Source organism: Parafrankia sp. FMc2, from assembly GCF_041008525.1.
Taxonomy (GTDB): Bacteria; Actinomycetota; Actinomycetes; order Frankiales; family Frankiaceae; genus Parafrankia.
Window position 1 is genome coordinate 1 of the sequence record NZ_JBFLUG010000094.1, and the last position, 22,421, is coordinate 22,421.

Sequence of the window (22,421 nt, forward strand, 5' to 3'; positions counted from 1 at the left end):
GGACGGGACCGGCGAAACCGCACCCACCCGACCTTGGGTACCCGTACCTGCGACCAGCGGCCGTTGACCCGCCGCACATCGGCGGGCTTCACCGCAACGATCCGGAAACCCTCGGCCCGGCCCCGTCTACGAAACGACGGCCGCCGATGCGAACCACGAAAAAAGTGGGCCATCGCCGTCGTATAGTCCCGCAGTGCCTGCTGCTGCACGATCACACTGCCTGCCGCCAGCCACGGATTGTCTCCCCGCGCGTCGGTGAGCTGCCGATTCTGCTCCACATAGCCGGGAGCGGGCCCACGGCGTGGATTCCACCACGCCCCCTGCTCGCAGGCCAGGTTCCACACATACCGGGCATGCCCGCAGTGCACCAGCAGAGCTTCTTCCTCCGCCACATCGGGATACAACCGGAACCGGGACACGACCACACCCTAACAGCTATCCCCAAACAAACCGCACACCCGCCTCATCGAGACCACGAAAGGAAACAGACACCCTCAACCGCGAGATGATTCACCTTGAGCGCCGTTTCCTCGAACGGCAGTCCGCCTGACGGCGAATCGCCTACCAACGCCCCGCTGCACGGGAAACCGGATTCCTCCCCGGCCTGAAAGCCGAGGCATCCTCCGGGAATTTTGGTGAGCAACGCCGACCGGCTCGGTGTCGACCTCGGCTCCGTCCAGGGTGTCGTTCTCAGCCACGGGCACTTCGACCACGCCGGGGGCCTTGCCGGGCTCGCCGGCCGCCGGGGGGTGCGCGGCCTGCCAATGACCGTCCACCCGCAGGTCTGGACGCGCCGCCGGCTCGCTCCGCCCGGCCTGGAACCGTCCGAGCTGCCGACGCTGAGCCGGCGCGCGCTGGAGTCCGAGGGTTTCCAGGTGATCGAGCGGCGCCAGCCGTCACTGCTGGTCGACGGCCACGTTCTCATCACCGGCGAGGTCGACCGCACGACGGACTTCGAACGCGGGATGCCGCCCCCGCACCAGGGGTGGAACGGCTCCGCCTGGCAGCACGACCCGCTCGTCCTCGACGACCAGGCGCTGGTCGTGCACGTGCGGGGCCGCGGTCTTCTCGTCCTGACCGGCTGCGGGCACGCGGGCGCGGTCAACATCGCCCGGCACGCCCTGCGGCTGACCGGGGTCGATCGGCTGCACGCGCTGATCGGCGGGCTGCACCTCAGCGGCCCCGCCTTCGAGCCGGTCATTCCCCCGACGGTCAGCGCGCTCACCGAGCTGGCACCCGACCTCGTCGCCTCCGCCCACTGCACCGGCTGGCGCGCGCAGGGGGCCCTCGCCCTGGCGCTCCCCGACGCCTGGGTCCCGAGCAGTTCCGGCACCTCGTTCCGGCTCGTTGCCTGACCGCGACGGAACACGGGCCGGCCGGGCACGCCGGGCACGCCGGGCACGCCGGGCACGCCGGTCGACGGTGTGGACGGCGGCGACCGCGACCAGCGTCGCGACGCCGCCGAACCACATCGCGGCGCGGGCGTTGACCTGCTCGGCGAGCACCCCGACGAGCAGTGAGCCGAGCGGCGTCGACCCGATCATGATCGTCGAGTAGAGCGCCATGACCCGCCCGCGGAACACCGGGTCGCTGCCCAGCTGGATGCGGTGGTTCGCGGCCTGGGCGAAGTAGATCACCCCGAAGCCGGTGACGCACAGGCCCGCCGCCGCGGTCGCGAACGTCGGGGCCCATCCGGTCAGGGTCATCGCCACACCGAGGCCGACAGCCGCCCCGTTCACCAGCCCGGCCGACGGCCGTTCCCGCCGCCCGGTCGTGACCAGCGCCGCCACCAGGGACCCGCCGGCGAACGCGGCGGTCAGCAGGCCGAACGCCGCCGCGTCGGCGTGGAACACCGTGCGGGCCAGCAGTGGCAGCGTGAGCTGGAAGTTCATGGCGCACAGGCCGACCGCGGCGACCAGGACCAGGGGCAACGCCAGGTCGTCGCGGGAGGCGACGTAGCGCAGTCCGTCCACCACCCGCACCCGCGTCGGCGGGCGGGCGGCCCGCAGCAGCTCCGCGGGCCGCATCATGCGCAGGCCCACCACCGTCGCCAGGTAGCTCACCGCGTTGACGACCATCACCGGCCCGGGGCCGAACGCGGCGATCAGCAGGCCCGCGAGCGCCGGGCCGGCCACCCGGGCCAGGTTGAAGTAGGCGGCGCTGAGCGCCGAGGCGTTCGGCAGCAGCTCCGGGCCGACCATCTCGCTGATGAACGACAGCCGGGTGGGGATCTCGATGGCGCTCGCCACCCCCAGCGCCAGCGCGAACAGCTGGATCTGCCACAGCGTGACGCCGCCGCTCAGCACCAGCAGCGCGAACACCAGTGCCAACCCGCCGGAGACGATGTTGGCCAGGGTGAGCAGGAGCCGTTTGTCGTACCGGTCGGCGAGGCGGCCGCCGAGCAGTGTCAGCAGCAGTGACGGCGTGAACTGCAGGGCGGTGACGACGGCGAGCGCGCTCGCCGAGTCGTCGGTCAGCTCGAGCACCAGCCAGTCCTGCGCGACGACCATCATCCAGGTCCCGGCGACCGACAGGATCTGCCCGACGACGAACAGCCGGAAGTTACGCACACGCAAAGAACGGAACGGGTTCAAGGTCCTCCTCGCCGCGGCTGGTCAACGCGGCCAGGCCCCGACCGGGCGCACGGGATCGCCCGGCGGCCCTCGGCTCGCCCTCTGAGCATCTCGCGCAGCGGGCACCCGAGGGCCGAACCCGGAGGACCTCACCCGATCAGGACCGGTGAGGAGGATCTCACCCACAGAGAACCGGTCAGGGGAGAACCGGTCTCCGGAGGACCGGTCAGGGGAGAACCGGTCTCCGGAGGACCGGTCAGGAAAGCGCCACCAGGGCCCCGAGGGCGAAACCGACCGCCGCGAGCCAGACCAGGGTCGGCAGCACCCGCACCCATCCAGCCAGGGCGGGCGTCGGGCCTCCCCCGTGCTCGGGCGCGCCCTGCGGCGCCGGTGCACCACCCGCGGGCTGGGCCCGGGCTCCCGCCGCCGGCCCCGGCGGTACGGCCGGGGCCGGCGGGGCCGCTGCCCGGCCCGCCTGCGCCGGGACGGGGACCGGCCCACGGCCCGGTTCGGGCCCTCGCCCCTGACCGCTGAGCACGGTCTGGGCCTCGGAGTTGTCGACAACCGCCGGCGGACGCCGGACCGGTCGAGGTGCCCGCAGGGTGATCTCCGGGCCGTTGCTGCCCCCGAGGCGGACGCGGACCTCGCCGTCCACGGCGAACTCCTTCGCCCGGACGCCGTCCCGCCAGATGCCGTTGCTGCTCAGGTCACGGACGACCCAGCCGTCCGGTCCCGGCACGAGTTCGGCGTGACGGCGGGAGACCTTCCCGTCGGCCAGCGCCAGATCCGCCTCGCGGCCGCGGCCGATCACATGGGAACGGTCCGGGGCCAGTTCCACCGAGCCCGCGGGGGTGGTCACCCGAATGCTGCCCAGTTCCATCGACGTCACCTTCCTCAGGCCCTGAACACGGCGTTGTCGCGGACCGTCACCGCTACCGGGGGGAGTTTCGTCCTGGCAGGCCCGGCGACAGGCTCGCCGGTGCGTGCGTCGAAGCTGCTGCCGTGGCAGGGGCAGTTGATCTGGCCCTGGGCCACTGACGAGACCAGGCAGCCCTGATGGGTGCACACCGCCGAGAATCCCTGGATGCCGTCGCCGCTGTCCCGGGTCAGGACGATACCGGCGTCGCTGAGCACGACCCCGCCGTCCAGCGGAACGTCGGAGAGCTGGGCGAGGGGCCCGGCCTCGCCGCCGGGTGCGTCCCCACCACCGTTGGCCGCGGCCGTCGGAGGCTTCGGGTCCGCCGCGCTGCTGTTCGACGCGACGGCGAAGCCGGCGCCAGCACCGGCAACAGTGACGACGATGCCCGGCACCACCACTCGTCGCGTCGGAGTTTCCTGCGCCATCTACCGGCCTCTTTCAGTACTTCGGGATGTCGGGACGGGTGAAGAACCACAGCGAGGCGCTCAGCCAGAGCACCACCAGGGAGAGAAGGACAGCGGATCCGAGAACCGGCAGGGCCCATCCGGGCAGCCGGCGGGTGCGCAGTCCGAGCATCTTCGCGGCATAGGCGCCGTAGAACACACAGCCGACCAGACTGTGCACGAGCGTCCGGGTCTCGTTGCTGGCGAAGCCGAGCGCCCAGATGCAGTGGAAAGCGACCGGCAGCGTGAGGACGAACGCCACCGTGCCGCTCCACCGATGCAGGGGAGCGGCCCAGGCCGGGGCGCGGCCGGCGCCGGGGAGACGGCCCCACATCCACAGCGCCGTGGTGAGCTGAACAAGGAGAAGGAGAGTCGCTGCCGTCGTCAGCCAGGCCTTCATCGGCAGCGTTCCGGAGAAACCGAGGGTGAGCAGCGGGCGGCCCGCGGGGTCATGCAGGCGCGCGTACACACCCAGTGACACCGCGACTGCGACACCCACGAGCAGAGACAGGGCGAACCCGACCCCCGCCGAACCCGCGAGCGCCGCATCCGACCCCGTACTCCGATCGGATTTCTGTGTTCCGAGCGCCATCCGCCCCCCTCGTTGCACCGTCAATGTGATGACGCACTATCCAGCAACGGTTCGCGGTGGATCAAGCAAAGTCATCCGTCTGACAGACCATGGGGAAAACGGGTGCGGCCGTTGAGAAACGATGTCTCCACGTGGCCGCCTTCCGGCTGGCTCCCCACACATCATCGAACAGCACGCATACGTGAGGCTACGCAGGGTACTTATCGTTACCCAGGGTACGTATCGTTATCGGAGTCGCGGAAGCCGCCGCTGTGGATCCGCCGGGGCCGTGCCCGACGTTCCGTGCCCGACGTTCCGGCCTGCGTCTTCCCTACGGGGATGACGGCGTACCAGGAAGGCGCTCCTGCGCCGGCATGTGGGCCCCGCCCAGCCCGCTCGCCTGGCCCGGCCGGGCCGGGCCGCTCGCGCTCTCACTCCGCCACGTCGATGCCGGTGAGGCGGACGTTGCGGTAGGCGGCGAGCCGCTCGGCCTGGTCGGTGATCGACGCGTGCAGTGCCGAGGTCGCCGCCTGCCAGAGGGTGAGCTGGAGCGTGAGCCTGCCGCCCGACTGCCGGGGGCGCCACAGGCCGCCGATCTCACCGTCGACGAGAAGGGCACCGGGCCGGCCGAGGACCGGCCAGAGCGCCTTCGCCCGAGCCTGCTCCCCGACCAGGAGCGACCTGTCCCGGCCCTGTAGGTACAGGTCGTAGGGGCCGAGCAGCCGGGTCGTGCGCGCCGGGCCGGCCGTCAGGCCCGCCGTGTCCTCGGCGAGGAGCCAGCTGCGCTCGCCCTCGACCGTGACCTCGACCGCGTCCTGCGGCCAGTGGGCCTTCACCTCCTTCACCGGGGAGTCGAGGAACTCCGCGACATGCTTCGGGGTCGCCGGCCCGAGCAGCCGCAGGTACCCGCGGACGACGTCGAAGCGCGCGGGCACCGAGGCGGCCCGGGTGAACCCGGGGACCGGCCGCAGCACCGGCGGTGACGTACCGGGCTCGAGTTCCAGGCCGGCCCGCAGCGCGGCCAGCCGGAACGGCTGCTCGTAGAGGTGGGTGGCCTGGCAGGACCGACAGAAACGCAGGTAGGGCGGATCCATCAGCTCCGCCAGCCGACCAGACACCTCGCCCTTGACCATCGGCCCGGTGACCAGCGTGCGCATCGTCGCGGCCACGGACTCCAGGGCCTCGATCGGGCTGATGCCCGCCTCCCGCAGCGGCCGGGCGGCATCGAAGATCCTTTTTCCGGCGTCGGCGTCCGAGAACGGCGCGGTCGCCGCGGCAATACAGGGCAGGTCGGCTCGGCGGTAGAGGTGTGGGGCGCCGCGCAGGGTCCAGGCGACCGCGAGAGCCTCCGCACCGAGCGCGTCGACAGCCATCCCCCGCACCGCCAGTGCCCAGCGCCCTCCGTCGGGGCCGGTGTCCTGGACGCCGAGCTCCAGCACGGTGGCATCGGCCAGCGGCGTGGACTCGCGATCCAGGCCCTGCGCTCGGGTCCGGAAAGCGAGGACATCCGCCCGGGTGAGGCTGTCGACCATGCGGACACCGTAGACGGCCGGTGCGACAGAAAACGATGGTCCCCGCCCGCGGCGGCGCGTTCGGCCGCCACGGACAGGACCGCAGGTCTGACGGGACTGCAGGGTCAGACGGGACTGCGGGTCAGGTGGTGCGGTTGCCGTGGTCCTCGGTGATGCCCGTGATCGGCGCGTCGCTCTCGATACGCGCCTGGCGGGCGAGGGCGAGGCGGGTGCGGGCCGGCGGGTCCGCCGGGATGACCGGCAGTGACTGGCCGCGGCGGGACGCCTCGTGCTCGAGACGCGCGCGGGCCTTGGCGAGGGTGTCCTCGCTCGGCTGGAGCACCTGCTTCGTGTCGAGGGTGGCGGGGTGCTGCGGCAGCGCCCGCTCGACCCGGAACAGGACCCGGTCGCCGTCGGGCCCGGCATCGCCGACGAACGTGCGGAACCCGGCGAAGGTGAGGGACGCCCGGCCCTTCAGCTGCCAGGGCGTTCCCGCAGGCAGTCGCAGCAGGAATCCGTCATCGGTCAGGGAGAGGTCGAGCGCGCGCATCGGAAGGGGATAGCCGTCGTCGTCGAGTACCGACAGGTGCGCGGGGGTCCCGCCCTCCACGGCCTCCCGGGCGACGACCGGCCAGGGGCGGACCGGCCAGGCGGACTTCTTCATGCGCCCGGCGGGCGCCGGATCCGACGCCGGGAAGACCGTTCCGGGTTCGGCGGCCCACACCTGCGGCGGGCTGTCGAGCGCCGCGTGGTTCTCCCACCAGTACACCCGCTCGGGCTTGTTCTCGATGATGATGCGGGACCAGTAGGTGACCGCCTTCCGTGCCTCCTCCCAGGTGATGCCGTGGCTGATCCCCTTGTAGCCGGTCTCGGCGAGGTAGCGGACGGCGTTCGCCTGGATGTCGCTGTCGCGGACCGCGCCGTGCGCGCGCACGACCACGACCGGCTCCTCGGGCCTGCCCTCGATCAGCAGACCGACCTTCGGGTTGCGCCGCACCCGCTCGGCCTTGGCGGGGTTGGGCAGACCGGTCGCCAGGTCGATCGTCGACATGTCGTCGGCCGGGAAGTAGTAGGTCGGTGTGTCGATCGGGATGCCCGCCGCGGACACCGTGGAGAACTCCGCCACCACGCCCGACTCGATGAGACCTGACACCGCCGCGGGGAGATCGTGAAGACCACTCATCGCGCTGACCATCTCCTGTCATATGGATAGGTGCTGACGCGGCAGGCCCCTGGGGGGCGGTTGCCGCTCCGGCGGGATCTCAGCTCCGGACGACCGGCACCCAGTCGTAGGTCTCACCCTCGGGACCCATCGGGGAGTCGTGCTCCTCGACGATGCAGATCGGGTTCTCGTGGGTGGCGAAGAGCTTCTTCTCGTCTTCCATCGTGTGCGGCAGGCGCTCCGGGTCACGAATAAGCCGCTGCGAGGTCTCGAAATCCTCGCGACTGTTCCACCAGATCTCCATGATGCAGTCGTAGCCGCTGTCATGGATCTCACCCGTCACCGGGTTCTCGACCGGCGTGAGGTAGCGCCGCACGTACCGCACAGCGTTCGGAATGGCCGGCTTCCCTAATTTTTCCGCCAACCGCGTGTGATGGTTCTCGTAGTAGTCAAGGAACTCGTCCATAGTCATGTCGGGACGCTTGCGAAAGAAACATACCTGCTTGAACAAGAGGCACTCCCCTCTCTCTCCCGGAAACGGCGGGCGAACCTGTCCGAACGATCGGGACCAGCGTTCTCCGTGGATTCCGCCGGACGTAATCCTAGCAAGGATTACAATATAAAGAAAGGGTGGGTGCCCGGGCGGCGGTCGCCGATGGCGCAGGTACCGGACAGAACGGGTGATCCCGCACCGGCCCGGTCGGGCCCCTTCGCCGCGCGGCAGTTAGTCATCGTCGTGCCGGGGAAGCAGTGCTCCATGACCACCAGCCCTCGCACCTTCGGCGTCGAGGAGGAGTTCCTCCTCCTCGATCCCGACAGCCTCGCGGTGCGCGCCGCCGCTCCCCGCGTGCTCTCGCGGAGCAGCGGCCGCGGCGACCTCGACGTCGAACTGGACGGCGACCTCGACGTCGAGCTGACCCGGGAGCAGGTGGAGAGCGGCTCCGCCCCGCACACCTCGCTCTCGCTGGTCCGGGGGTCGCTGTGCACGCTGCGGCGCGCCGCCGCCCGGGCGGCCCGCGCCGAGGGCGTCATGCTCGCCGCGACCGGAACCAGCCCCACCCGCGGCGACCCGACACTCACCCACAAACCGCGCTACGAGCGGATGCGGGACGAGTTCGGCCTGACCGCCCGGGAACAGCTGACCTGCGGCTGCCACGTTCACGTCGGAATCGAGTCGCCGGACGAGGCGGTCGGCGCGCTCGACCGGCTGCGACCATGGCTGTCGGTACTCGCCGCGCTGTCCGCGAACTCCCCCCTCTGGCAGGGCGAGGACACCGGCTACGCCAGCTACCGCACCCAGGTGTGGGCACGCTGGCCCACGGCCGGGGCCCCCGCCGCGTTCGGCTCCGCCGCGGAGTACGACCGGGTCGTCGACCTGCTCGTGCGCAGCGGCGCGGCGATGGACGACGGCATGATCTACTTCGACGCCCGGCTCTCCCGCCACTACCCCACCCTGGAGCTGCGGGTCGCGGACGTCTGCCTCTCGGTCGAGGACGCCGTCCTGCTCGCGGCGCTCGCCCGTGGCCTTGTCACGACCGCGGCAGCTGACTGGGCGGACGGCCGGCCGGTGCCCGACGCCCGTCCGGAGGTGCTGCGGGCGGCGACGTGGCGGGCGGCCCGCGACGGCATCCAGGGAGAGCTGGTCGACCCCGTGTCCGGTGAGCTGGTGAAGGCCCGCGTGATGGTCGACCGGCTGGTGGACCGGATCTCCCCCGCGCTCGCCGCGGCAGGTGACCTCGCGGCGGTCGGCGGAATGGTGGACACCCTGTTCGCCCGCGGTACCGGTGCCGACCGTCAGCGTGCCATGCTGCGTCGCCGCGGGCGGATCGCCGACGTCGTGGACCTGATCGTGCACGAGACCGAGCAGACCGAGCAGACGGCGCAGACGGCGCAGACGGCGCAGACGGCGCAGACGGCGGCGGATGGTTAGGACGCGCTCAGCGGGCAAAGATCGCGGCGTGACCCTTTTCGGCATTCATGCGTCCCACGAACAGATCGCGCCCGGTGAGCTGGTACGGGCCGTCGCGTTGGCCGAGCGGGCCGGATTCGGCGCGGCGATGTCCTCCGACCACTTCTCACCGTGGAGCGCCCGGCAGGGCGAGTCGGGTTTCGCCTGGACCTGGCTCGGCGCGGCGATGCAGGCGACGGACCTGCCGTTCGGCGTCGTCACCGCCCCCGGCCAGCGCTACCACCCGGCGATCAGCGCCCAGGCGATCGCCACGGTCGCCGCCATGTTCCCCGGCCGGTTCTGGGCCGCGCTCGGCACCGGAGAGGCCAGCAACGAGCACATCACCGGCGACCCGTGGCCCGCGAAGCCGGTGCGGGCGGCGCGGCTGCGGGAGTGCGTCGACGTCCTGCGTGCGCTGTTCGCCGGGGAGGAGGTCACCCATCACGGACTCGTCACCGTCGACCGGGCCCGGCTGTGGACGCTGCCCGCCGACCCGCCGGCGCTCGTCGGCGCGGCCGTCAGCCCGGAGACGGCGGCCTGGTGCGCCGCATGGGCCGACGGCCTGATCACCGTCAACGGGCCCGAGGAGCGGCTGCGCGCGGTCGCCGACGCCTACCGCGACGCTGGCGGGCGCGGCCCGCTGCGCCTGCAGGTGCACCTCAGCTACGCCCCTGATGCCGGCGAGGCAACGCGCATCGCCCACGACCAGTGGCGTTCGAACGTGTTCGCGCCGCCGGCCTGCTGGGACATCGACCACGTCGACACGTTCGACGCGGTGTCCGCGCACGTGCCGCCGGAGGTCGTCGCCGAGTCCGTCAACATCTCCAGCGACCTGGGCTGGCACGCCGAACAGCTCGCCCGGTACATCGAGCTCGGCTACGAGGAGATCTTCCTGCACCACGTCGGCCAGCACCTGGACGAGTTCATCGAGGTGTTCGCCGGGTCCGTCCTGCCGCAGCTCACCGACCCCCCGGGCACCCCTGGCAGCCCCGGCACTGCGGCGACCCGTCCGACGGCACAGCGGCCGGCAGTGGCCCGTGCGGGGGCGGCGCACGCATGAGGCTGACCAGGACGGGCGACCTCTGGTGGAAGACCGCAGTCGTCTACTGCCTGGACGTCGAGACCTTCTTCGACTCCGACGGCAACGGCTGCGGCGACTTCCGCGGGCTGTCCCAACGCCTCGACCACCTGCACGAACTGGGCGTCACCTGCCTGTGGCTGATGCCGTTCTATCCATCCCCCGACCGCGACGACGGCTACGACATCACCGACTTCTACGGCGTCGACCCGCGTCTGGGCACCCACGGCGACCTGGTCGAGTTCCTGCGGCTCGCCCGCGACCGCGGCATCCGGGTGATCATCGACCTCGTCGTCAACCACACCTCCGACCAGCATCCCTGGTTCCGTTCCGCGCGTTCCAGCCGGGACTCGCCCTATCGCGACTTCTACGTGTGGCGGGACGAACCGCCGAAGGACGGCCCGTCCGACGTGGTGTTCCCGGACCAGGAGGACAGCGTCTGGCAGTACGACGACGAAGCCGGCCAGTACTATCTACACCGGTTCTACAAGCACCAGCCCGACCTCGACGTCACCAATCCCGACGTGCGCGACGAGATCGCCCGGGTCATCGGTTTCTGGCTGGAACTCGGCGTCTCCGGTTTCCGGGTCGACGCGGTTCCGTTCCTGCTCGAGACCGCCGGCGCGCTCGACGCCGAGGACCTGCCGAACCCCCACGACTTCCTGCGTGACCTGCGGGCTTTCCTGTCCCGGCGCAGCGGCGAGGCGATCCTGCTCGGCGAGGTGAACCTTCCGTACCCGGAGCTGCGCACGTTCTTCGGCGACGAGGACGGCGACGAGCTGACGATGTGCTTCGACTTCCCGGGTATGCAGCAGCTCTATCTGGCGATGGCCCGGGAGGACGCCTCCGTGCTCGCCGCCACGCTGCGGGAACGGCCGGCCGCGCCGAAGGACGGGCACTGGGCGACCTTCGTCCGCAACCACGACGAGCTGACGCTCGACAAACTGAGCGACGACGAGCGCGGGGAGGTCTTCGCCGCGTTCGGCCCCGACCCGTCGATGCAGCTGTACGACCGCGGGCTGCGGCGGCGGCTGCCACCGATGCTCGGCGGTGACCCGGCGCGCCTGCGCCTCGCCTACAGCCTGCTGTTCGCGCTGCCCGGCACCCCGACCCTCTTCTACGGCGAGGAGATCGGGATGGGCGAGAACCTGGCTGCCGAGGGCCGCCTCGCCGTGCGCACGCCGATGCAGTGGACGGACGGCCCGAACGGCGGCTTCTCCGCCGTCGAGCCCGGCCGCCTCGTCGGCCCGGTCGTCGAGGGCGACTTCGCCCCGGCGAAGGTCAACGTGGCGGCCCAGCAGGACGATCCCGACTCGCTGCTGTCCTGGTTCACCGCGATGATCCGCGTCTACCGGCGCTGCCCGGAACTCGCCTGGGGCGACGGCGCCGTGCTCGACTGCCCCGGCGCCCCCGCCCTGTTCGTCCACCGCAGCGACCTGGACGGCCAGACGGTCGTGACGGTGCACAACCTCGGTCGGGAACCCGTCGCCGCGCGCCTCCCGCTCGCCGGCGTCGAGTCCGGCGACCGGTTGACGCAGCTGGCCGGGTCCGGCGGCTTCCGCGGCTCCCACGGGTCCGGCGGCGACCTGACTGCCGGTGACGGCGGCGCCGTCGACCTCGACCTGGCCGGCTACGGCTACTGCTGGCTGCGCATCCGGCGCCGAGGGAAGGCCGGGACGGGCCCCCGCCGGTCACGCACCGACGCCTGACCGGACCGGGCTTGACCTCAACGGGACTTGAGGTTCCATGGTCGCGGGATGACGCTTTCCGATGGTGCCGCGGTTGTCCTGGGTCCAGGTGGGGTCGTCGGCACGGCCTGGCTGCTCGGGCTGGCAGCCGGGCTGCGCCGGGACGGGCTGGACCTCGCCGATGCCGGTCTGATCGTGGGGACCTCGGCGGGGCCGTCCTTGCCACCGGCGGCGACCCGCGGCGCCTCGCCGTCCTGCCCGAGCGGTCCGGCCCACGGGTGCGGCAGGACCCGCACCTGATGGCGGAGGTCTTCGCCACCCTCGGCGATCCTGCGATCGACCCGACCGATGCCCGGCGCCGCGTGGGCCGCATCGCGCTCAGCGCTCCGACAGCCCCCGAGGCGGCGCACATCGCCGACATGAGGTTCGTGCTCGGTACGGAGGCCTGGCCAGCTCAGCGGCTGCTGATCACCGCCGTGGAGCTGGAGACCGGTCAGCCCGTCGTCTGGGACGGTGGCAGCGGTGTTCCGTTGTCCCTGGCCGTCGCGGCGAGCTGCGCCATGCCCGCCGCCTACCCACCGGTCCTCATCGCTGGTCGCCGCTATATGGACGGCGCTCTCGCCGGCGGATCCCACAGCCACCTCGCCGTCGGCGCCGACCCCGTGGTGGTCATCGAACCGATGGCGCCCCGAGCCGGGTCGCCCGGTGGGCCGGCCGGCGCCGCCACGGTCGTGCGCATCGGCCCCGACAGTGCGGCGCAGGACAGCTTCGGCACCGACCTCGGTGACCGGACACGCTGGCAGCCCTCCTATCAGGCCGGTGAGCACCAGGCCACCGCAGCCGCCGCACGCATCCGTGAGGCGCTGGGACAGCACGCGACATGACATACCCCTCGAGCGGACCGGGGCATGGGGGCTGCCCGAGTCGACCCGGTACCCCCGTCAGAGAGCGCTCAGGCCGGAGCGCAGGGAACCGCGCCCGGTGAGGAGCAGCAGCAGGTCAGCGGCATCGGGGCCGCGTGCCGCCAGCTCCGCGGCAAGGTCGAGACCAGCGGCCAGGGCCGAGCCGAGCGGGGCCCCGGCCCCCGGCCCGCTGTCACCTGGGAGCGCACGGGCCAGGTCGAGGCCGTGCACGGTCAGTTCGAAGGTCCTCGTCGGCAGGTAGTCGACGAAGGCCATCGTGCCGACCGGGCTGCGGATCAGGGTGCTGTCCGTGGTGGCGGCCACCAGGGCCAGCACCCGGGTGGCGAGCGCGCCCACCGCCCTCGCCGGGTCCGCGCCGAGGGCCCGACCGGCGGCGCGGCCACGTTCGGCCACGGCGGCGGGATCCCCGAGGCCGGCCCGCGCCGCGAGGTAGTACTCCGCCGGCCCGGCCAACTCGTACGCGGCCGCGTCGAGCGCCGGGTCGGTGGGACTGCCGGCCTCCACGGCCTGCACGGCCGGTGCGGGCTGGGCGGCTGTCGGCAGGTAGGCCTCGATCGTCGACAGCGCCCGGCTGGCGTGGCCCACCAGGTCGCGCACCGTCCACTGGCCGAGAGCGGGGAGCTGCCAGTCCTCCGGGCCGACCCTCGCGACCAGTGCGGTGAAGGCGGCGGTGGCCTGACCGAAGGCCTCACGCCGGGCCTCGGACGTCCTGACAGCTACTTCGTCGATGCTCCGCATGTAACGACTTATAGTCGTTACATGAAGGGCGCGGCAACCGCTGTCCGGGTGCTCCCGCCGGGCGAGCTGCCCGACTGGGAGCTGCAGTTCCGTTTCCTCTCCGGCCGGCTCTGTCTGGCGTACACGGCGACGGTGGGCGAGCGCTGGCGCCGTAGCTTCGAACGACTCCGCACCGGTGAGGATCTTGGTCGCTGGTTCGTGGCCGCGGACCTGCTGACGGAGCCACCGACGGTCACCGAGGCGCAGCTGCGGTCCGCGCGCCGGTTGCGGGAGGCTGTCTACCGCACCGCGCGGGCCGCGATCGACGGCGGAGCAGCCGGCGACGGTGATCTCCGGCTGATCAACACGCACGCCCGGCACGCGGGCCTGGCCCCGCAGCTCACCGGCCTGGGCACCCAGCAGCTCCATCCGGGGCGCACCCCTGTCGAGGCCGCACTGGCGACAGTCTCGCGGGACGCCGTCGAGTTGCTGGGCAGCCCGGACGTCGCGCGGATACGGGAGTGCGCCAGCGACGAGTGCGCGCTGCTGTTCTTCGACGCCTCCCGGCCCGGCCGGCGCCGCTGGTGCTCGGACCAGGCCTGCGGAAACCGTGCCCGCGCCGCCCACCACCGGGCCCGCCGTTCCTGACTGCCGCCCGCGACACCCGCGACAATGTGCGACGATAACGGTGCGTCGGGGGGCGCACCCGCTGACCTACAGCCATGGAGATGCCGGTGATGGTCGCCGCCGCGCCCAGTCCTCCCTATTCCGTTCTCCTCGCCGAGGATGACCCGGGCGACGCGATGCTGGTGACCGAAGCATTCCTTGCCCGCGGTCTCGGGCAGGAGGTGGAGACGGTCGCCGACGGCGTCGAGGCGATGGCCTACCTCCACGACCCGGCTCTGCGAAAGCCGGATCTGATCATTCTTGACCTGAACATGCCTCGGATGGACGGCAGGGAGACCCTCGCCGCGATCAAGGCCGATCCGGCGCTGCGGAGCATTCCAGTCGTGGTACTGACGACGTCCGAGGCTCCGGATGACGTGTCAGCCAGCTACCAGCTGCATGCCAACGCCTATGTCTGCAAACCCCAGGAGCTCGACGAGTTCTTCGGCGCGATTCGCGCGATCGACGGCTTCTATCTGGAGCTCGCCCGGCTCCCCGGTCATCAGGCTCCCTAGCGGAGCTGCCGGCGGCTGTCCGTCCTTCGGGCAGAGGTAGGCGGACCCGGGCCGCGGTACTGCGGTACCCCGGGGATCGCGGGAAGCACCGGGGGCCAGGTTGTCCTGAAGACCGCGCGCCAGTTCCTGCGACACCCGCAGCGATGCCCGCGCCGTGTTCAGCGATGCGCGGAGACTGACCTCGTTGCTGGCTGCGCGTGCCAGCGTGGAGAGGGCCGCCAGTTCGGCGGGTTGCCAGACGTGCGGTTTCTCGTCGATCACGCACAGGCTCCCGATCACCTCGCCCCCGGGAGCAAGGATGGGAACGTGTTCGCTGGTTCGGCGCTCTCCGCTCCACCGGCCCGGGTGACGCGTAGCCATGTCACGGGCCTGCCGGGCTGCGGGGAGCGTCAACGGACTGCAATGGATAGCGCGGGATACCCGCCGTTTTGACGCCCAGCTGACCGTTCGGGGCCGCCGGTGCGTCAGTCGGGGTCGCGGCGTGGCGGCCTGGTGCGGACGATGCCGTCACGATCGCCGGGACCGGCGGTGGCGCGCACGTCGCGCAGGCTGACCGGCTCACCGCACTCGGAGCAGCCGAGCACGGTGTGGAAGACCTCCCCACAGCCGGTGTGCCGCAGCTGCAGGGGCGGACCGTCGGGAGCGGCGTGCCGGTCGCCCCACTCGCGCATCGCGGTCAGGACGGGCCACAGGTCACGGCCCTTGTCGGTGAGCCGGTAGTCGTGACGCGGGGGGTTGTCCTGGTAGGGCACCCGGGTCAGCACTCCGGCGTCGACCAGGCCGGCGAGGCGCTGGTTGAGGATGTTGCGGGAGATGCCGAGCCGCTTCTGGAAGTCGTCGAAGCGGGTCACCCCGAGGAAGGCGTCACGGACGATCAACATCGTCCACCACTCGCCGATGATCTCCAGCGTCTGGGCGACCGAGCAGTGCATGCCGGCGAAGCTCTTGCGCTCCATCACTCAACGCTAGTGGGTTGCTTGATAGAACTGCAAGCTCCTAGGGTGAGTTCCATGACAGAACTCATGGTGGAGCGGGCCGCCACCCCACAGTCGGCGAGGATGGCGTCCGGGCGCGCGGTGCTGCTGATCGTCTGCGCCGGCGTGATCCTGGTGAACCTCGATCTGTTCGTCGTCAACGTGGCGCTGCCGCAGATCGCCCGCGACCTCGGTGAGACCGACCTGGGCACGCTGTCCTGGGTCCTCAACGGGTACGCGGTCTGCTACGCCGCGCTGCTGGTGTTCTTCGGTCGGCTGGCGGACCGCTACCGCCGCGATCTCGGCTTCCTGCTCGGAGTCGTGGTCTTCACGGCGGCGTCCGCGGCCTGCGCGGCGGCCAGCAACGTCGAGATGCTGATCGGCTTCCGGCTCGCGCAGGCCGTCGGCGCCGCCCTCGTGACACCCACCTCGCTGGGTCTGGTGCTCGCCGCCCACAGCGCCGAGCGCCGCCAGGGAGCCGTCCGGGCGTGGACGGCCATCGGCGGCATGGCGGCGGCGATCGGCCCGGTGATCGGCGGTCTGCTGGTCGCCGCGAGCTGGCGGTGGGCCTTCCTGGTGAACATCCCCGTCGGTCTGGCGGCCCTGGTGGCCGGGCGTCGGTGGCTGCCGAAGCTGGCGGGGCAGCCGACGGAGCGGCCCGACCCGCTCGGAGTGGTGCTGGCGACGGGCGGCATCGGGCTGCTGACGGCGGGGCTCGTCCGCGGCGGCGACTGGGGCTGGACGTCCGCGGCCCTGCTCGGGACTCTGCTCGGTGCCGTGGTGCTGCTGGCGCTGTTCGTGGCGCACTGCGCGACCAGCCGGACCCCGCTGATCCATCCTTCACTGTTCGCGGGGCGGGCGTTCACCGGTGCGTCCCTGGTGGCGTTGTTCTTCTCGGCGTCGTTCGCCGCGATGCTGCTGTCGATCGTGCTCTGGGAGCAGGGCCACTGGGGCTGGTCCCCGCTGCGGGCAGGGCTCGCGATCGCACCGGGGCCGCTCATGGTGCCGCTGGTCGCCTTCGGTGTGGCCGGTGCGCTCATCGCCCGGTACGGAGCGGCTGTCGTGATCGCGGCCGGCTGCGCCGTCTTCGGCGGCGGCGTGGCCTGGTGGGCGCTCGCGATCACCGAGGAGCAGAACTACGTGTCCGGGGTGCTCGGCGGCATGCTCCTCACCGGCATCGGCGTGGGCCTCACGTTGCCCACCATGATGGCGACCGCCTCGGGAGCGCTGCCGCCGCAGTCGTTCGCGACCGGCTCCGCGGTGGTCAACATGCTGCGCCAGACCGGTTTCGCGCTCGGTGTGGCGGTGGCCATCGCGATTCTCGGTGAGGCGTCGGTGGGCACGGGGACGTCCCTGCACGCCTTCCGGGAGGCCTGGTGGGTGACGGCGGGTCTCGCGCTGGTCGGCATCGTCCCGGCGGTGCTCCTGCTGCGCCGCCCGGCGCGGGCCGCGCACCCGTCGACTCCGCCCGCACCGGCCCCTCCGACCGCACCAGTCGCCCCGGCCGCGTAGCCGGGGCTCGACGGCTGGCGGCTGGCGGCTGGCGGCTGGCGGCTGGCAAGGCTCGGGGCGGGTCGGGGCGGGCAGCCGGGGCCCCCGGGGCCGGTAGCGTGAGCGGCGTGCCCGCCTACCGGATCGTTCTCGCCTCGGGCTCACCGCGCCGGCGCGACATCATGACCAGCATGGGGCTGGAGTTCACCGTCATCACCAGCGGCGTGGACGAGACGCTCCACGACTACGACGGAGCGTCGGACTTCACGGTGCAGGTGGCCCGCCGCAAGGCGCTGGCCGTGGCCCGCTCCGAACCGGAGGCGCTGGTCGTCGGCTGCGACACGGTCGTCAGCCTCGACGGGCGGATCTTCGTCAAGCCCGACAGCGAGCAGGACGCCGCGCGGACGCTGCGGGAACTGAGCGGCCGGACGCACCACGTGACCACCGGTGTCGTCGTGGCCCACGGGGCGACGGGTCGCTGCCACGGGCGGAGTGCGACCACCGCGGTCACGATGCGCGCGTTCGGCGACGAGGAGATCGCCGCGTACGTCGCGTCGGGCGAGCCGCTGGACAAGGCGGGGAGCTACGCGATCCAAGGTGCCGGCGGGGCTTTGGTGGACCGCATCGACGGGGAGTACGACACCGTTGTCGGGCTCCCCGTCAGCGTCCTCACCGATCTGCTGCGGGAGTTCGGCGACCCCGGCAGTGTCGTGCCGGGGGTTCGGCCGCCGGCGGTCAGCTGACGCCGAGCAGGTCCACGACGAAGATCAGGGTCTCGTTGGGCTTGACGGCGCCGCCGGCACCGCGCGAACCGTAGGCGAGGTGCGGCGGGATGACGAGCTGCCGGCGCCCGCCGACCTTCATGCCCTGGACGCCCTGATCCCAGCCGGAGATGACCTGACCGGCACCGAGGCGGAACCGGAACGGCTGGCCGCGGTTGTACGAGGCGTCGAACTCCTCGCCCGAGCTGTGGGAGACACCGACGTAGTGGACCGAGACGGTCCGGCCGGCGGTGGCCTCAGCTCCCTGCCCCTCGGTGAGGTCCTTGACGACCAGGTCGGTCGGCGGAGTCGGGTCGACGAAGTCGATCTCGGGCTTTTCCATGCATCCACCCTATGGGCGCCGCACCGCCGCCCGGCCGGCACCCCGCGGCACCCCGCGGCACCCCGCGGGCCTCGGTCCCGGTCCCGGTCCCGGTCTCGTCAGGCGTCCTCGTCGGACATCCAGTGGACGAAGCGCTGGAGCGGGAACATCGCGTCGTGCGGGCCGCCCTCGACGTGCTTCGCCGCGCCGCCGAGGCGCACCACCCGCTGCGCGCCGGCGCTGGCGAGGCGGTCGCGCATCGCCCGCCTGCGTTCCGGCGGGTACATGCCGATCGTCTGCGTCGCGACGTTGACGTGGCGGACGGCGTCGTCGAGCGAGTCGACGTGCACGACGTTCGCCGTCTTGTTGCTGGGGTGGAAGTCGACCGGTTCGGAGGTCAGGATGACCAGGCCCCGCCCGTCGGGTGCGCCCCAGACCTTGCAGTCGTCGTCCATGACCTGCAGCATCTGGATCTCGTCGCGGGTGTCGACGGGCAGCGGCAGCGCCACGGCCGAGGCGATCTCGCGGTCGACGCCGAGGCGTTGCTGCAGGGCCGCGCAGAACTTCTCGATACCGTCCCGCTCACCCTCGGCGAAGATGAAACGGCTGGCGAGGCAGGCCTCCTGGTTGAACACGGAGACGTCGACAGCGGCCGCCTCGGCGACCTCGTCGATCACCGCGTCGGAGGCGAAGGCCTCCGGCCCGACCATCGAGATGGACGTCTTCGGGTCGAACGAGACGAGCTGCAGGCCTGGGCCCAGGTAGCGGATGACGTTGGTGATCGCGTCGCCGCCGCCCCAGGCCACGATCCGGTCGAAGTACTGCGGGCGGTAGAGGGTGCGTTCGATGCGCTCGTCGCCGCCGCGCCAGTAGACCGCCGACATCGAGCGGACGACCGGGTGCTCCGGGTCGACCTCGGCCATGGTGCGCAGCATGGCGACGCAGGTGAACGGGTCACTGGACGGCATCTTGAAGACGTTGACGGCCTTGACCAGCGCGCCCTGGGCAATCGAGGAGATGCAGCCCGTCGGCGAGTTGCCCGCCAGCATGTGGATCATCCGTGGCGGGAAGGCGCGCAGCGCGCCGTGATTGCCGTGGAAGTCGACCCGGTCGACCCATCCGTCAAGCGCCGCCGGGTCGGCGAAGTTGGTCTCGATGCTGCCCCACAGTGCCCGCTTCGTCAGACGGTGCCGGGCGACGCGGAACAGGTTCTCCACCACCCGCCGCGGTAGCGGGTTCGTCGCGATGATGCGTTCGGCCGCCTCCTGCAGGTGGACGTTGTCCTCCAGGACCAGGCGTTCACCGCAGGCGACGAGGAAGTCGATGATCTCCTCGGTGCTGACGTCCAGCAGCGGGGGCAGCTCCGAACGCGGGGTGACCAGCGCGTCCAGCGAGATCTCGGGAGTGGCGAACTCGACGCCGAGGTCACGGGAGCGGTAGTGCACCGCCCCGCCGCGCACGAGCTGCCCGCGGACGAAGTGATCGACCCGGATGGCATCCTCTGCGGGCGCAGGCGCAGGCGCAGGCACGGGGGCGGGGGCGGCCGGTTCGGCTTCGGTGGTGGTCAAGACAGGCCCCTCACATAGGCGTCGACGGTGCCGGCGCAACCGATCTTGTCGTCGCCCTCCAGGTCGGCGTAGCGGACGATGGTGTCGCGGATGCTCGGCCCGGCGTTTCCGCAGGCGCAGGGGCCGTGGTCCAGCGAGATCCGGTCGCCGGTGATGACGCCGCCCCAGCGGCCGTCGAGGGCCAGGTCGAAGAACGCGGCCCGGCCCTCGACCTCGCCGCCGGTCGCCGGGAGCAGCGCGTCGCCGTCCCGGGTGAGGATGAACGGGACGACCCAGGGCGGCACGTGGTACCGGCCGCCCTCCCGGCAGCGCGGCATGCCGGAGTTGAGCTCCTGCATGCTGTAGTTCTGGAAGGTGCGGGTGTCGGGAATGTTGAAGGTCTCGTGGACGAACTGCTGGTAGTCCGGCGGGAGCTGGGCACGCTTGAGGCCGCCGCCGACGTAGATGCAGTTGTCGGGGTGGAAGTCGTCGCCGCTGTAACCGAGATCCCGCACCAGCTTGGCGATGTGGTAGAGCGCGTTCCACATCCCGGCGAGCATGAGCTTGTCCCCGCGCGCCGCGACCAGCGTCTCGGCGGCGATGACATAGGACTTGTCGAGGATCTCCGCCCGTTCCCGCGACGTCGCCTCGAAGTCGGCGATCTCCTCGGGCCGGGCGGTGCCCTCCGCCATCGCCCGGCGCAGCACCACCATCTTCGTCATCTGGCCGATGGTGATCGGCGGGATCGGCAGCCGGAAGGGCTCGAACCGCGGGTCACCGAAGGCGGCGACCTGCGCGTCCCGGATGATGTTGTTCTTCGGCACGCTGGCGCTCGGTGCCAGGCCCATCATCCGACGGTCCTGCGCGGGCTGGACACCGGAGCCCCAGGAGAACACCCCGACGGTGTCGAGGCGGGACCAGTCCATGTCCCGCTCCGAGGCGATCAGCATCGCCGACTTCCCGGTCGTGCCACTCGAGCACGAGATGTAGTGCCGGTTCTCCTCGTAACGCGCGACCCAGTCATCGATATCAGTGATGTCGGACGTCTCGATCGGGGTGAGCGGATAGGCCGAGACGGTGCCGAGCCATTTCCCCAGACGGTCCCATTTCTGCTCGGCGAGGAAGCTTTCGGGATAGCTCTTGTACGCGGTGTGCGGGAAGAGCAACGGGACCGCGTCGGCCAGCGACCGGATCTCGGTGACCTTCTCCTCCTTCGCGCGGAAGGCGAGCAGCCGGATACGGTCCCGGCGTTCCTGAAAACGCTCGTTCAGGGCCTCGACCTGGGCCTCGCGTAGTTCCGCGTACGGGATGTCGAACCGCTCCTCCGACCGCACGAGCCCTGTCAGGCGCTCCACTGCACTGCTCACCAGCATCTCTCCCTCCGACCGCGACAAAACTAGACTCGCGAGTCTAGTTTCGAATGTCAAGAGGAGATTTCCGGGGGCTCGCAGGCCCCGCCGACAGAAGAGACACGGGGCCCGGCGCGCACGAGAGCTATCCGCACCTGCTGTGCACCCCTCATACTGAGGTCACGTGGATCACCGCGTACTCGGCCGCACCGGCGTGCGGGTCTCCCCGCTCTGCCTCGGCTCCATGATGTTCGGGGACTGGGGCAACCAGGACCACGACGACTCGATAAAGATCATTCACCGGGCGCTCGACGCCGGGATCAACTTCATCGACACGGCGGACGCCTACTCCTCCGGCGAGTCCGAACAGATCGTCGGAAAGGCTCTTGCCGGCCGGCGCGACAACGTCGTGCTGGCGACAAAGCTGTTCATCCCGATGGGTCCGGATGTCAACCAGCGCGGTCTGTCCCGCCGCTGGATCGTCACGGAGGTGGAGAACAGCCTGCGGCGCCTCGGCACCGACTGGATCGACCTCTACCAGGTGCACCGCCCCGACCCGTCGACCGACATCGACGAGACCCTCGGCGCGCTCACCGACCTCGTCCGTGCCGGCAAGATCCGCTACTTCGGCAGCTCGACGTTCCCGGCCCACGAGGTGGTCGAGGCGCAGTGGGTCGCCGAGCGGCGCAACCGCGAGCGGTTCGTCACCGAGCAGCCGCCCTACTCGCTGCTCGTCCGCGGCATCGAGGCCGATCTGCTGCCAGTGGCGCAGAAGTACAGCCTCGGCGTGCTGCCGTGGAGCCCGCTCGCCGGTGGCTACCTCTCCGGGCGCTACACCCGCGACGGCGGCGATGGCACCAGCACCCGGACGGCCCGGGCATCCCGGGTGCCGGACCGCTTCGACCTCTCCCGATCGGAGAACCAGCGCAAGGTCGAGGCTGCGATCGCCTTCGGCGACCTCGCCGCCGAGGTGGGCATCACGCTGATCGAGCTGGCGCTGGCGTTCGTGCTGCGTCACCCGGCGGTCAGCTCCGCGATCATCGGCCCGCGCACGATGGAGCATCTGGAAAGCCAGCTCACCGGTGCCGACGTCGTGCTGGACACCGCGACGCTGGACCGGATCGACGAGATCGTCCCGCCCGGGGTGACCCTCAACCCGGCGGACGCCGGCTACGTGCCGCCCGCTCTCGACAAGCCTGCCCTGCGCCGCCGCTGACCTGGGACGGACGGGAGGGGAAGGCCGCCGGAGGACGGCGGCCTTCC

At 71.5% G+C, this 22,421-nt stretch carries 23 protein-coding genes and 2 pseudogenes; 11 read left to right on the forward strand and 14 right to left on the reverse strand.

The window, feature by feature from the left end; all coding sequences use genetic code 11:
- On the reverse strand, positions 1-425 hold a 425-nt coding region (locus AB1460_RS25635; protein WP_368964664.1), incomplete at its 3' end, for a helix-turn-helix domain-containing protein.
- A 210-nt stretch (positions 426-635) separates the two neighbouring features.
- Here AB1460_RS25635 and AB1460_RS25640 point away from each other — a divergent pair.
- Entirely contained in the window at positions 636-1,355 is a 720-nt protein-coding gene (locus AB1460_RS25640; protein ID WP_368964665.1) for an MBL fold metallo-hydrolase, read from the forward strand.
- On the opposite strand, the pseudogene AB1460_RS25645 reads toward AB1460_RS25640, so the two are convergent.
- The 7 genes and pseudogenes from AB1460_RS25645 to AB1460_RS25675 all read right to left on the reverse strand — a co-directional run.
- Positions 1,338-2,594: pseudogene (locus tag AB1460_RS25645) on the reverse strand (MFS transporter); the annotation flags it as partial. The gene AB1460_RS25640 and the pseudogene AB1460_RS25645 overlap by 18 nt on opposite strands.
- A 235-nt stretch (positions 2,595-2,829) precedes the next feature.
- Positions 2,830-3,453 (reverse strand): FHA domain-containing protein, encoded by a 624-nt coding sequence (locus AB1460_RS25650; protein WP_368964666.1) that lies wholly within the window; start codon positions 3,451-3,453, stop codon positions 2,830-2,832.
- Between the two features lie 14 nt (positions 3,454-3,467).
- Positions 3,468-3,917 carry a Rieske (2Fe-2S) protein gene (locus tag AB1460_RS25655; RefSeq protein ID WP_368964667.1) on the reverse strand — a complete coding sequence of 150 codons (450 nt, stop codon included), beginning with the start codon at positions 3,915-3,917 and terminating at the stop codon, positions 3,468-3,470.
- A 13-nt stretch (positions 3,918-3,930) separates the two neighbouring features.
- Positions 3,931-4,527, reverse strand: coding sequence for a DUF6529 family protein (locus AB1460_RS25660; RefSeq protein WP_368964668.1), 597 nt, complete (start codon positions 4,525-4,527; stop codon positions 3,931-3,933).
- Positions 4,528-4,937: 410 nt separating this feature from the next.
- Complete coding sequence (locus AB1460_RS25665) at positions 4,938-6,038, reverse strand: winged helix DNA-binding domain-containing protein (RefSeq protein WP_368964669.1); 1,101 nt, start codon at positions 6,036-6,038, stop codon at positions 4,938-4,940.
- 121 nt (positions 6,039-6,159) lie between these two features.
- Entirely contained in the window at positions 6,160-7,200 is a 1,041-nt protein-coding gene (locus AB1460_RS25670) for a pyridoxamine 5'-phosphate oxidase family protein (RefSeq protein WP_368964670.1), read from the reverse strand.
- 79 nt (positions 7,201-7,279) lie between these two features.
- Positions 7,280-7,690 carry an EthD domain-containing protein gene (locus tag AB1460_RS25675; RefSeq protein ID WP_368964671.1) on the reverse strand — a complete coding sequence of 137 codons (411 nt, stop codon included), beginning with the start codon at positions 7,688-7,690 and terminating at the stop codon, positions 7,280-7,282.
- A 246-nt stretch (positions 7,691-7,936) separates the two neighbouring features.
- Here AB1460_RS25675 and AB1460_RS25680 point away from each other — a divergent pair, with 246 nt between their 5' ends.
- Genes AB1460_RS25680 through AB1460_RS25700 form a run of 5 tightly spaced genes read left to right on the forward strand, consistent with a single transcriptional unit; the run spans position 7,937 to position 12,777 of the window.
- Entirely contained in the window at positions 7,937-9,109 is a 1,173-nt protein-coding gene (locus AB1460_RS25680; protein WP_368964672.1) for a carboxylate-amine ligase, read from the forward strand.
- Between the two features lie 28 nt (positions 9,110-9,137).
- Positions 9,138-10,187 carry a TIGR03885 family FMN-dependent LLM class oxidoreductase gene (locus AB1460_RS25685; protein ID WP_368964673.1) on the forward strand — a complete coding sequence of 350 codons (1,050 nt, stop codon included), beginning with the start codon at positions 9,138-9,140 and terminating at the stop codon, positions 10,185-10,187.
- On the forward strand, positions 10,184-11,914 hold the full coding sequence (locus AB1460_RS25690; RefSeq protein ID WP_368964674.1) for an alpha-amylase family protein: 1,731 nt from the start codon (positions 10,184-10,186) through the stop codon (positions 11,912-11,914). Before AB1460_RS25685 ends, AB1460_RS25690 begins: the two co-directional genes overlap by 4 nt.
- Positions 11,915-11,962: 48 nt before the next feature.
- Positions 11,963-12,193 (forward strand): hypothetical protein, encoded by a 231-nt coding sequence (locus AB1460_RS25695; RefSeq protein ID WP_368964675.1) that lies wholly within the window; start codon positions 11,963-11,965, stop codon positions 12,191-12,193.
- Positions 12,193-12,777, forward strand: a complete 585-nt coding sequence (locus tag AB1460_RS25700; protein WP_368964676.1) for a patatin-like phospholipase family protein — start codon at positions 12,193-12,195, stop codon at positions 12,775-12,777. Before AB1460_RS25695 ends, AB1460_RS25700 begins: the two co-directional genes overlap by 1 nt.
- A gap of 57 nt (positions 12,778-12,834) precedes the next feature.
- Here AB1460_RS25700 and AB1460_RS25705 read toward each other — a convergent pair whose 3' ends face one another.
- A complete protein-coding gene (locus AB1460_RS25705) occupies positions 12,835-13,554 on the reverse strand; it encodes a maleylpyruvate isomerase N-terminal domain-containing protein (protein ID WP_368964677.1) in 720 nt (239 codons plus the stop codon).
- A 21-nt stretch (positions 13,555-13,575) separates the two neighbouring features.
- Between AB1460_RS25705 and AB1460_RS25710 the strand changes: the two genes are divergently transcribed.
- Positions 13,576-14,181 (forward strand): CGNR zinc finger domain-containing protein, encoded by a 606-nt coding sequence (locus tag AB1460_RS25710; RefSeq protein WP_368964678.1) that lies wholly within the window; start codon positions 13,576-13,578, stop codon positions 14,179-14,181.
- An 89-nt stretch (positions 14,182-14,270) separates the two neighbouring features.
- The gene (locus AB1460_RS25715) at positions 14,271-14,714 is read left to right on the forward strand and encodes a response regulator (protein ID WP_368964690.1); all 444 of its coding nucleotides are present in this window, start codon (positions 14,271-14,273) and stop codon (positions 14,712-14,714) included.
- Between the two features lie 240 nt (positions 14,715-14,954).
- Here AB1460_RS25715 and AB1460_RS25720 read toward each other — a convergent pair.
- Both AB1460_RS25720 and AB1460_RS25725 read right to left on the reverse strand, forming a co-directional pair.
- Positions 14,955-15,074: pseudogene (locus AB1460_RS25720) on the reverse strand (hypothetical protein); the annotation flags it as partial.
- A gap of 104 nt (positions 15,075-15,178) precedes the next feature.
- Positions 15,179-15,670 (reverse strand): winged helix-turn-helix transcriptional regulator, encoded by a 492-nt coding sequence (locus tag AB1460_RS25725; RefSeq protein ID WP_368964679.1) that lies wholly within the window; start codon positions 15,668-15,670, stop codon positions 15,179-15,181.
- 54 nt (positions 15,671-15,724) lie between these two features.
- Here AB1460_RS25725 and AB1460_RS25730 point away from each other — a divergent pair, with 54 nt between their 5' ends.
- Positions 15,725-17,200 (forward strand): MFS transporter, encoded by a 1,476-nt coding sequence (locus AB1460_RS25730; RefSeq protein WP_368964680.1) that lies wholly within the window; start codon positions 15,725-15,727, stop codon positions 17,198-17,200.
- Positions 17,201-17,298: 98 nt separating this feature from the next.
- Positions 17,299-17,922: a Maf family protein gene (locus AB1460_RS25735; RefSeq protein WP_368964681.1), complete on the forward strand. Its 624-nt coding sequence runs from the start codon at positions 17,299-17,301 to the stop codon at positions 17,920-17,922.
- On the opposite strand, the gene AB1460_RS25740 is transcribed toward AB1460_RS25735, so the two are convergent.
- The 3 genes from AB1460_RS25740 to AB1460_RS25750 all read right to left on the reverse strand — a co-directional run bounded on the left by AB1460_RS25740 (position 17,915) and on the right by AB1460_RS25750 (position 21,176).
- The gene (locus tag AB1460_RS25740; RefSeq protein ID WP_368964682.1) at positions 17,915-18,283 is read right to left on the reverse strand and encodes an FKBP-type peptidyl-prolyl cis-trans isomerase; all 369 of its coding nucleotides are present in this window, start codon (positions 18,281-18,283) and stop codon (positions 17,915-17,917) included. The two genes, AB1460_RS25735 and AB1460_RS25740, sit on opposite strands and share 8 nt — an antisense overlap.
- A 98-nt stretch (positions 18,284-18,381) precedes the next feature.
- Positions 18,382-19,830 (reverse strand): acyl-CoA reductase, encoded by a 1,449-nt coding sequence (locus tag AB1460_RS25745; protein ID WP_420497357.1) that lies wholly within the window; start codon positions 19,828-19,830, stop codon positions 18,382-18,384.
- Positions 19,827-21,176, reverse strand: a complete 1,350-nt coding sequence (locus AB1460_RS25750) for a hypothetical protein (RefSeq protein WP_368964683.1) — start codon at positions 21,174-21,176, stop codon at positions 19,827-19,829. Before AB1460_RS25750 ends, AB1460_RS25745 begins: the two co-directional genes overlap by 4 nt.
- Before the next feature lie 166 nt (positions 21,177-21,342).
- On the opposite strand from AB1460_RS25750, the gene AB1460_RS25755 reads away from it, so the two are divergent.
- Positions 21,343-22,374, forward strand: coding sequence for an aldo/keto reductase (locus AB1460_RS25755; protein ID WP_368964684.1), 1,032 nt, complete (start codon positions 21,343-21,345; stop codon positions 22,372-22,374).
- The last annotated feature ends 47 nt before the right edge of the window (positions 22,375-22,421 follow it).

Excerpts from the sequence above, each read along its gene's own strand:
- AB1460_RS25650 (WP_368964666.1), bottom strand. The coding sequence starts at position 3,453 with ATGGAACTGGGCAGCATTCGGGTGACCACCCCCGCGGGCTCGGTGGAA.
- AB1460_RS25655 (WP_368964667.1), bottom strand. The coding sequence starts at position 3,917 with ATGGCGCAGGAAACTCCGACGCGACGAGTGGTGGTGCCGGGCATCGTC.
- AB1460_RS25660 (WP_368964668.1), bottom strand. The coding sequence starts at position 4,527 with ATGGCGCTCGGAACACAGAAATCCGATCGGAGTACGGGGTCGGATGCG.
- AB1460_RS25665 (WP_368964669.1), bottom strand. The coding sequence starts at position 6,038 with ATGGTCGACAGCCTCACCCGGGCGGATGTCCTCGCTTTCCGGACCCGA.
- AB1460_RS25670 (WP_368964670.1), bottom strand. The coding sequence starts at position 7,200 with ATGAGTGGTCTTCACGATCTCCCCGCGGCGGTGTCAGGTCTCATCGAG.
- AB1460_RS25680 (WP_368964672.1), top strand. The coding sequence starts at position 7,937 with ATGACCACCAGCCCTCGCACCTTCGGCGTCGAGGAGGAGTTCCTCCTC.
- AB1460_RS25690 (WP_368964674.1), top strand. The coding sequence starts at position 10,184 with ATGAGGCTGACCAGGACGGGCGACCTCTGGTGGAAGACCGCAGTCGTC.
- AB1460_RS25695 (WP_368964675.1), top strand. The coding sequence starts at position 11,963 with ATGACGCTTTCCGATGGTGCCGCGGTTGTCCTGGGTCCAGGTGGGGTC.
- AB1460_RS25700 (WP_368964676.1), top strand. The coding sequence starts at position 12,193 with ATGGCGGAGGTCTTCGCCACCCTCGGCGATCCTGCGATCGACCCGACC.
- AB1460_RS25705 (WP_368964677.1), bottom strand. The coding sequence starts at position 13,554 with ATGCGGAGCATCGACGAAGTAGCTGTCAGGACGTCCGAGGCCCGGCGT.
- AB1460_RS25710 (WP_368964678.1), top strand. The coding sequence starts at position 13,576 with ATGAAGGGCGCGGCAACCGCTGTCCGGGTGCTCCCGCCGGGCGAGCTG.
- AB1460_RS25715 (WP_368964690.1), top strand. The coding sequence starts at position 14,271 with ATGGTCGCCGCCGCGCCCAGTCCTCCCTATTCCGTTCTCCTCGCCGAG.
- AB1460_RS25725 (WP_368964679.1), bottom strand. The coding sequence starts at position 15,670 with ATGGAGCGCAAGAGCTTCGCCGGCATGCACTGCTCGGTCGCCCAGACG.
- AB1460_RS25730 (WP_368964680.1), top strand. The coding sequence starts at position 15,725 with ATGACAGAACTCATGGTGGAGCGGGCCGCCACCCCACAGTCGGCGAGG.
- AB1460_RS25740 (WP_368964682.1), bottom strand. The coding sequence starts at position 18,283 with ATGGAAAAGCCCGAGATCGACTTCGTCGACCCGACTCCGCCGACCGAC.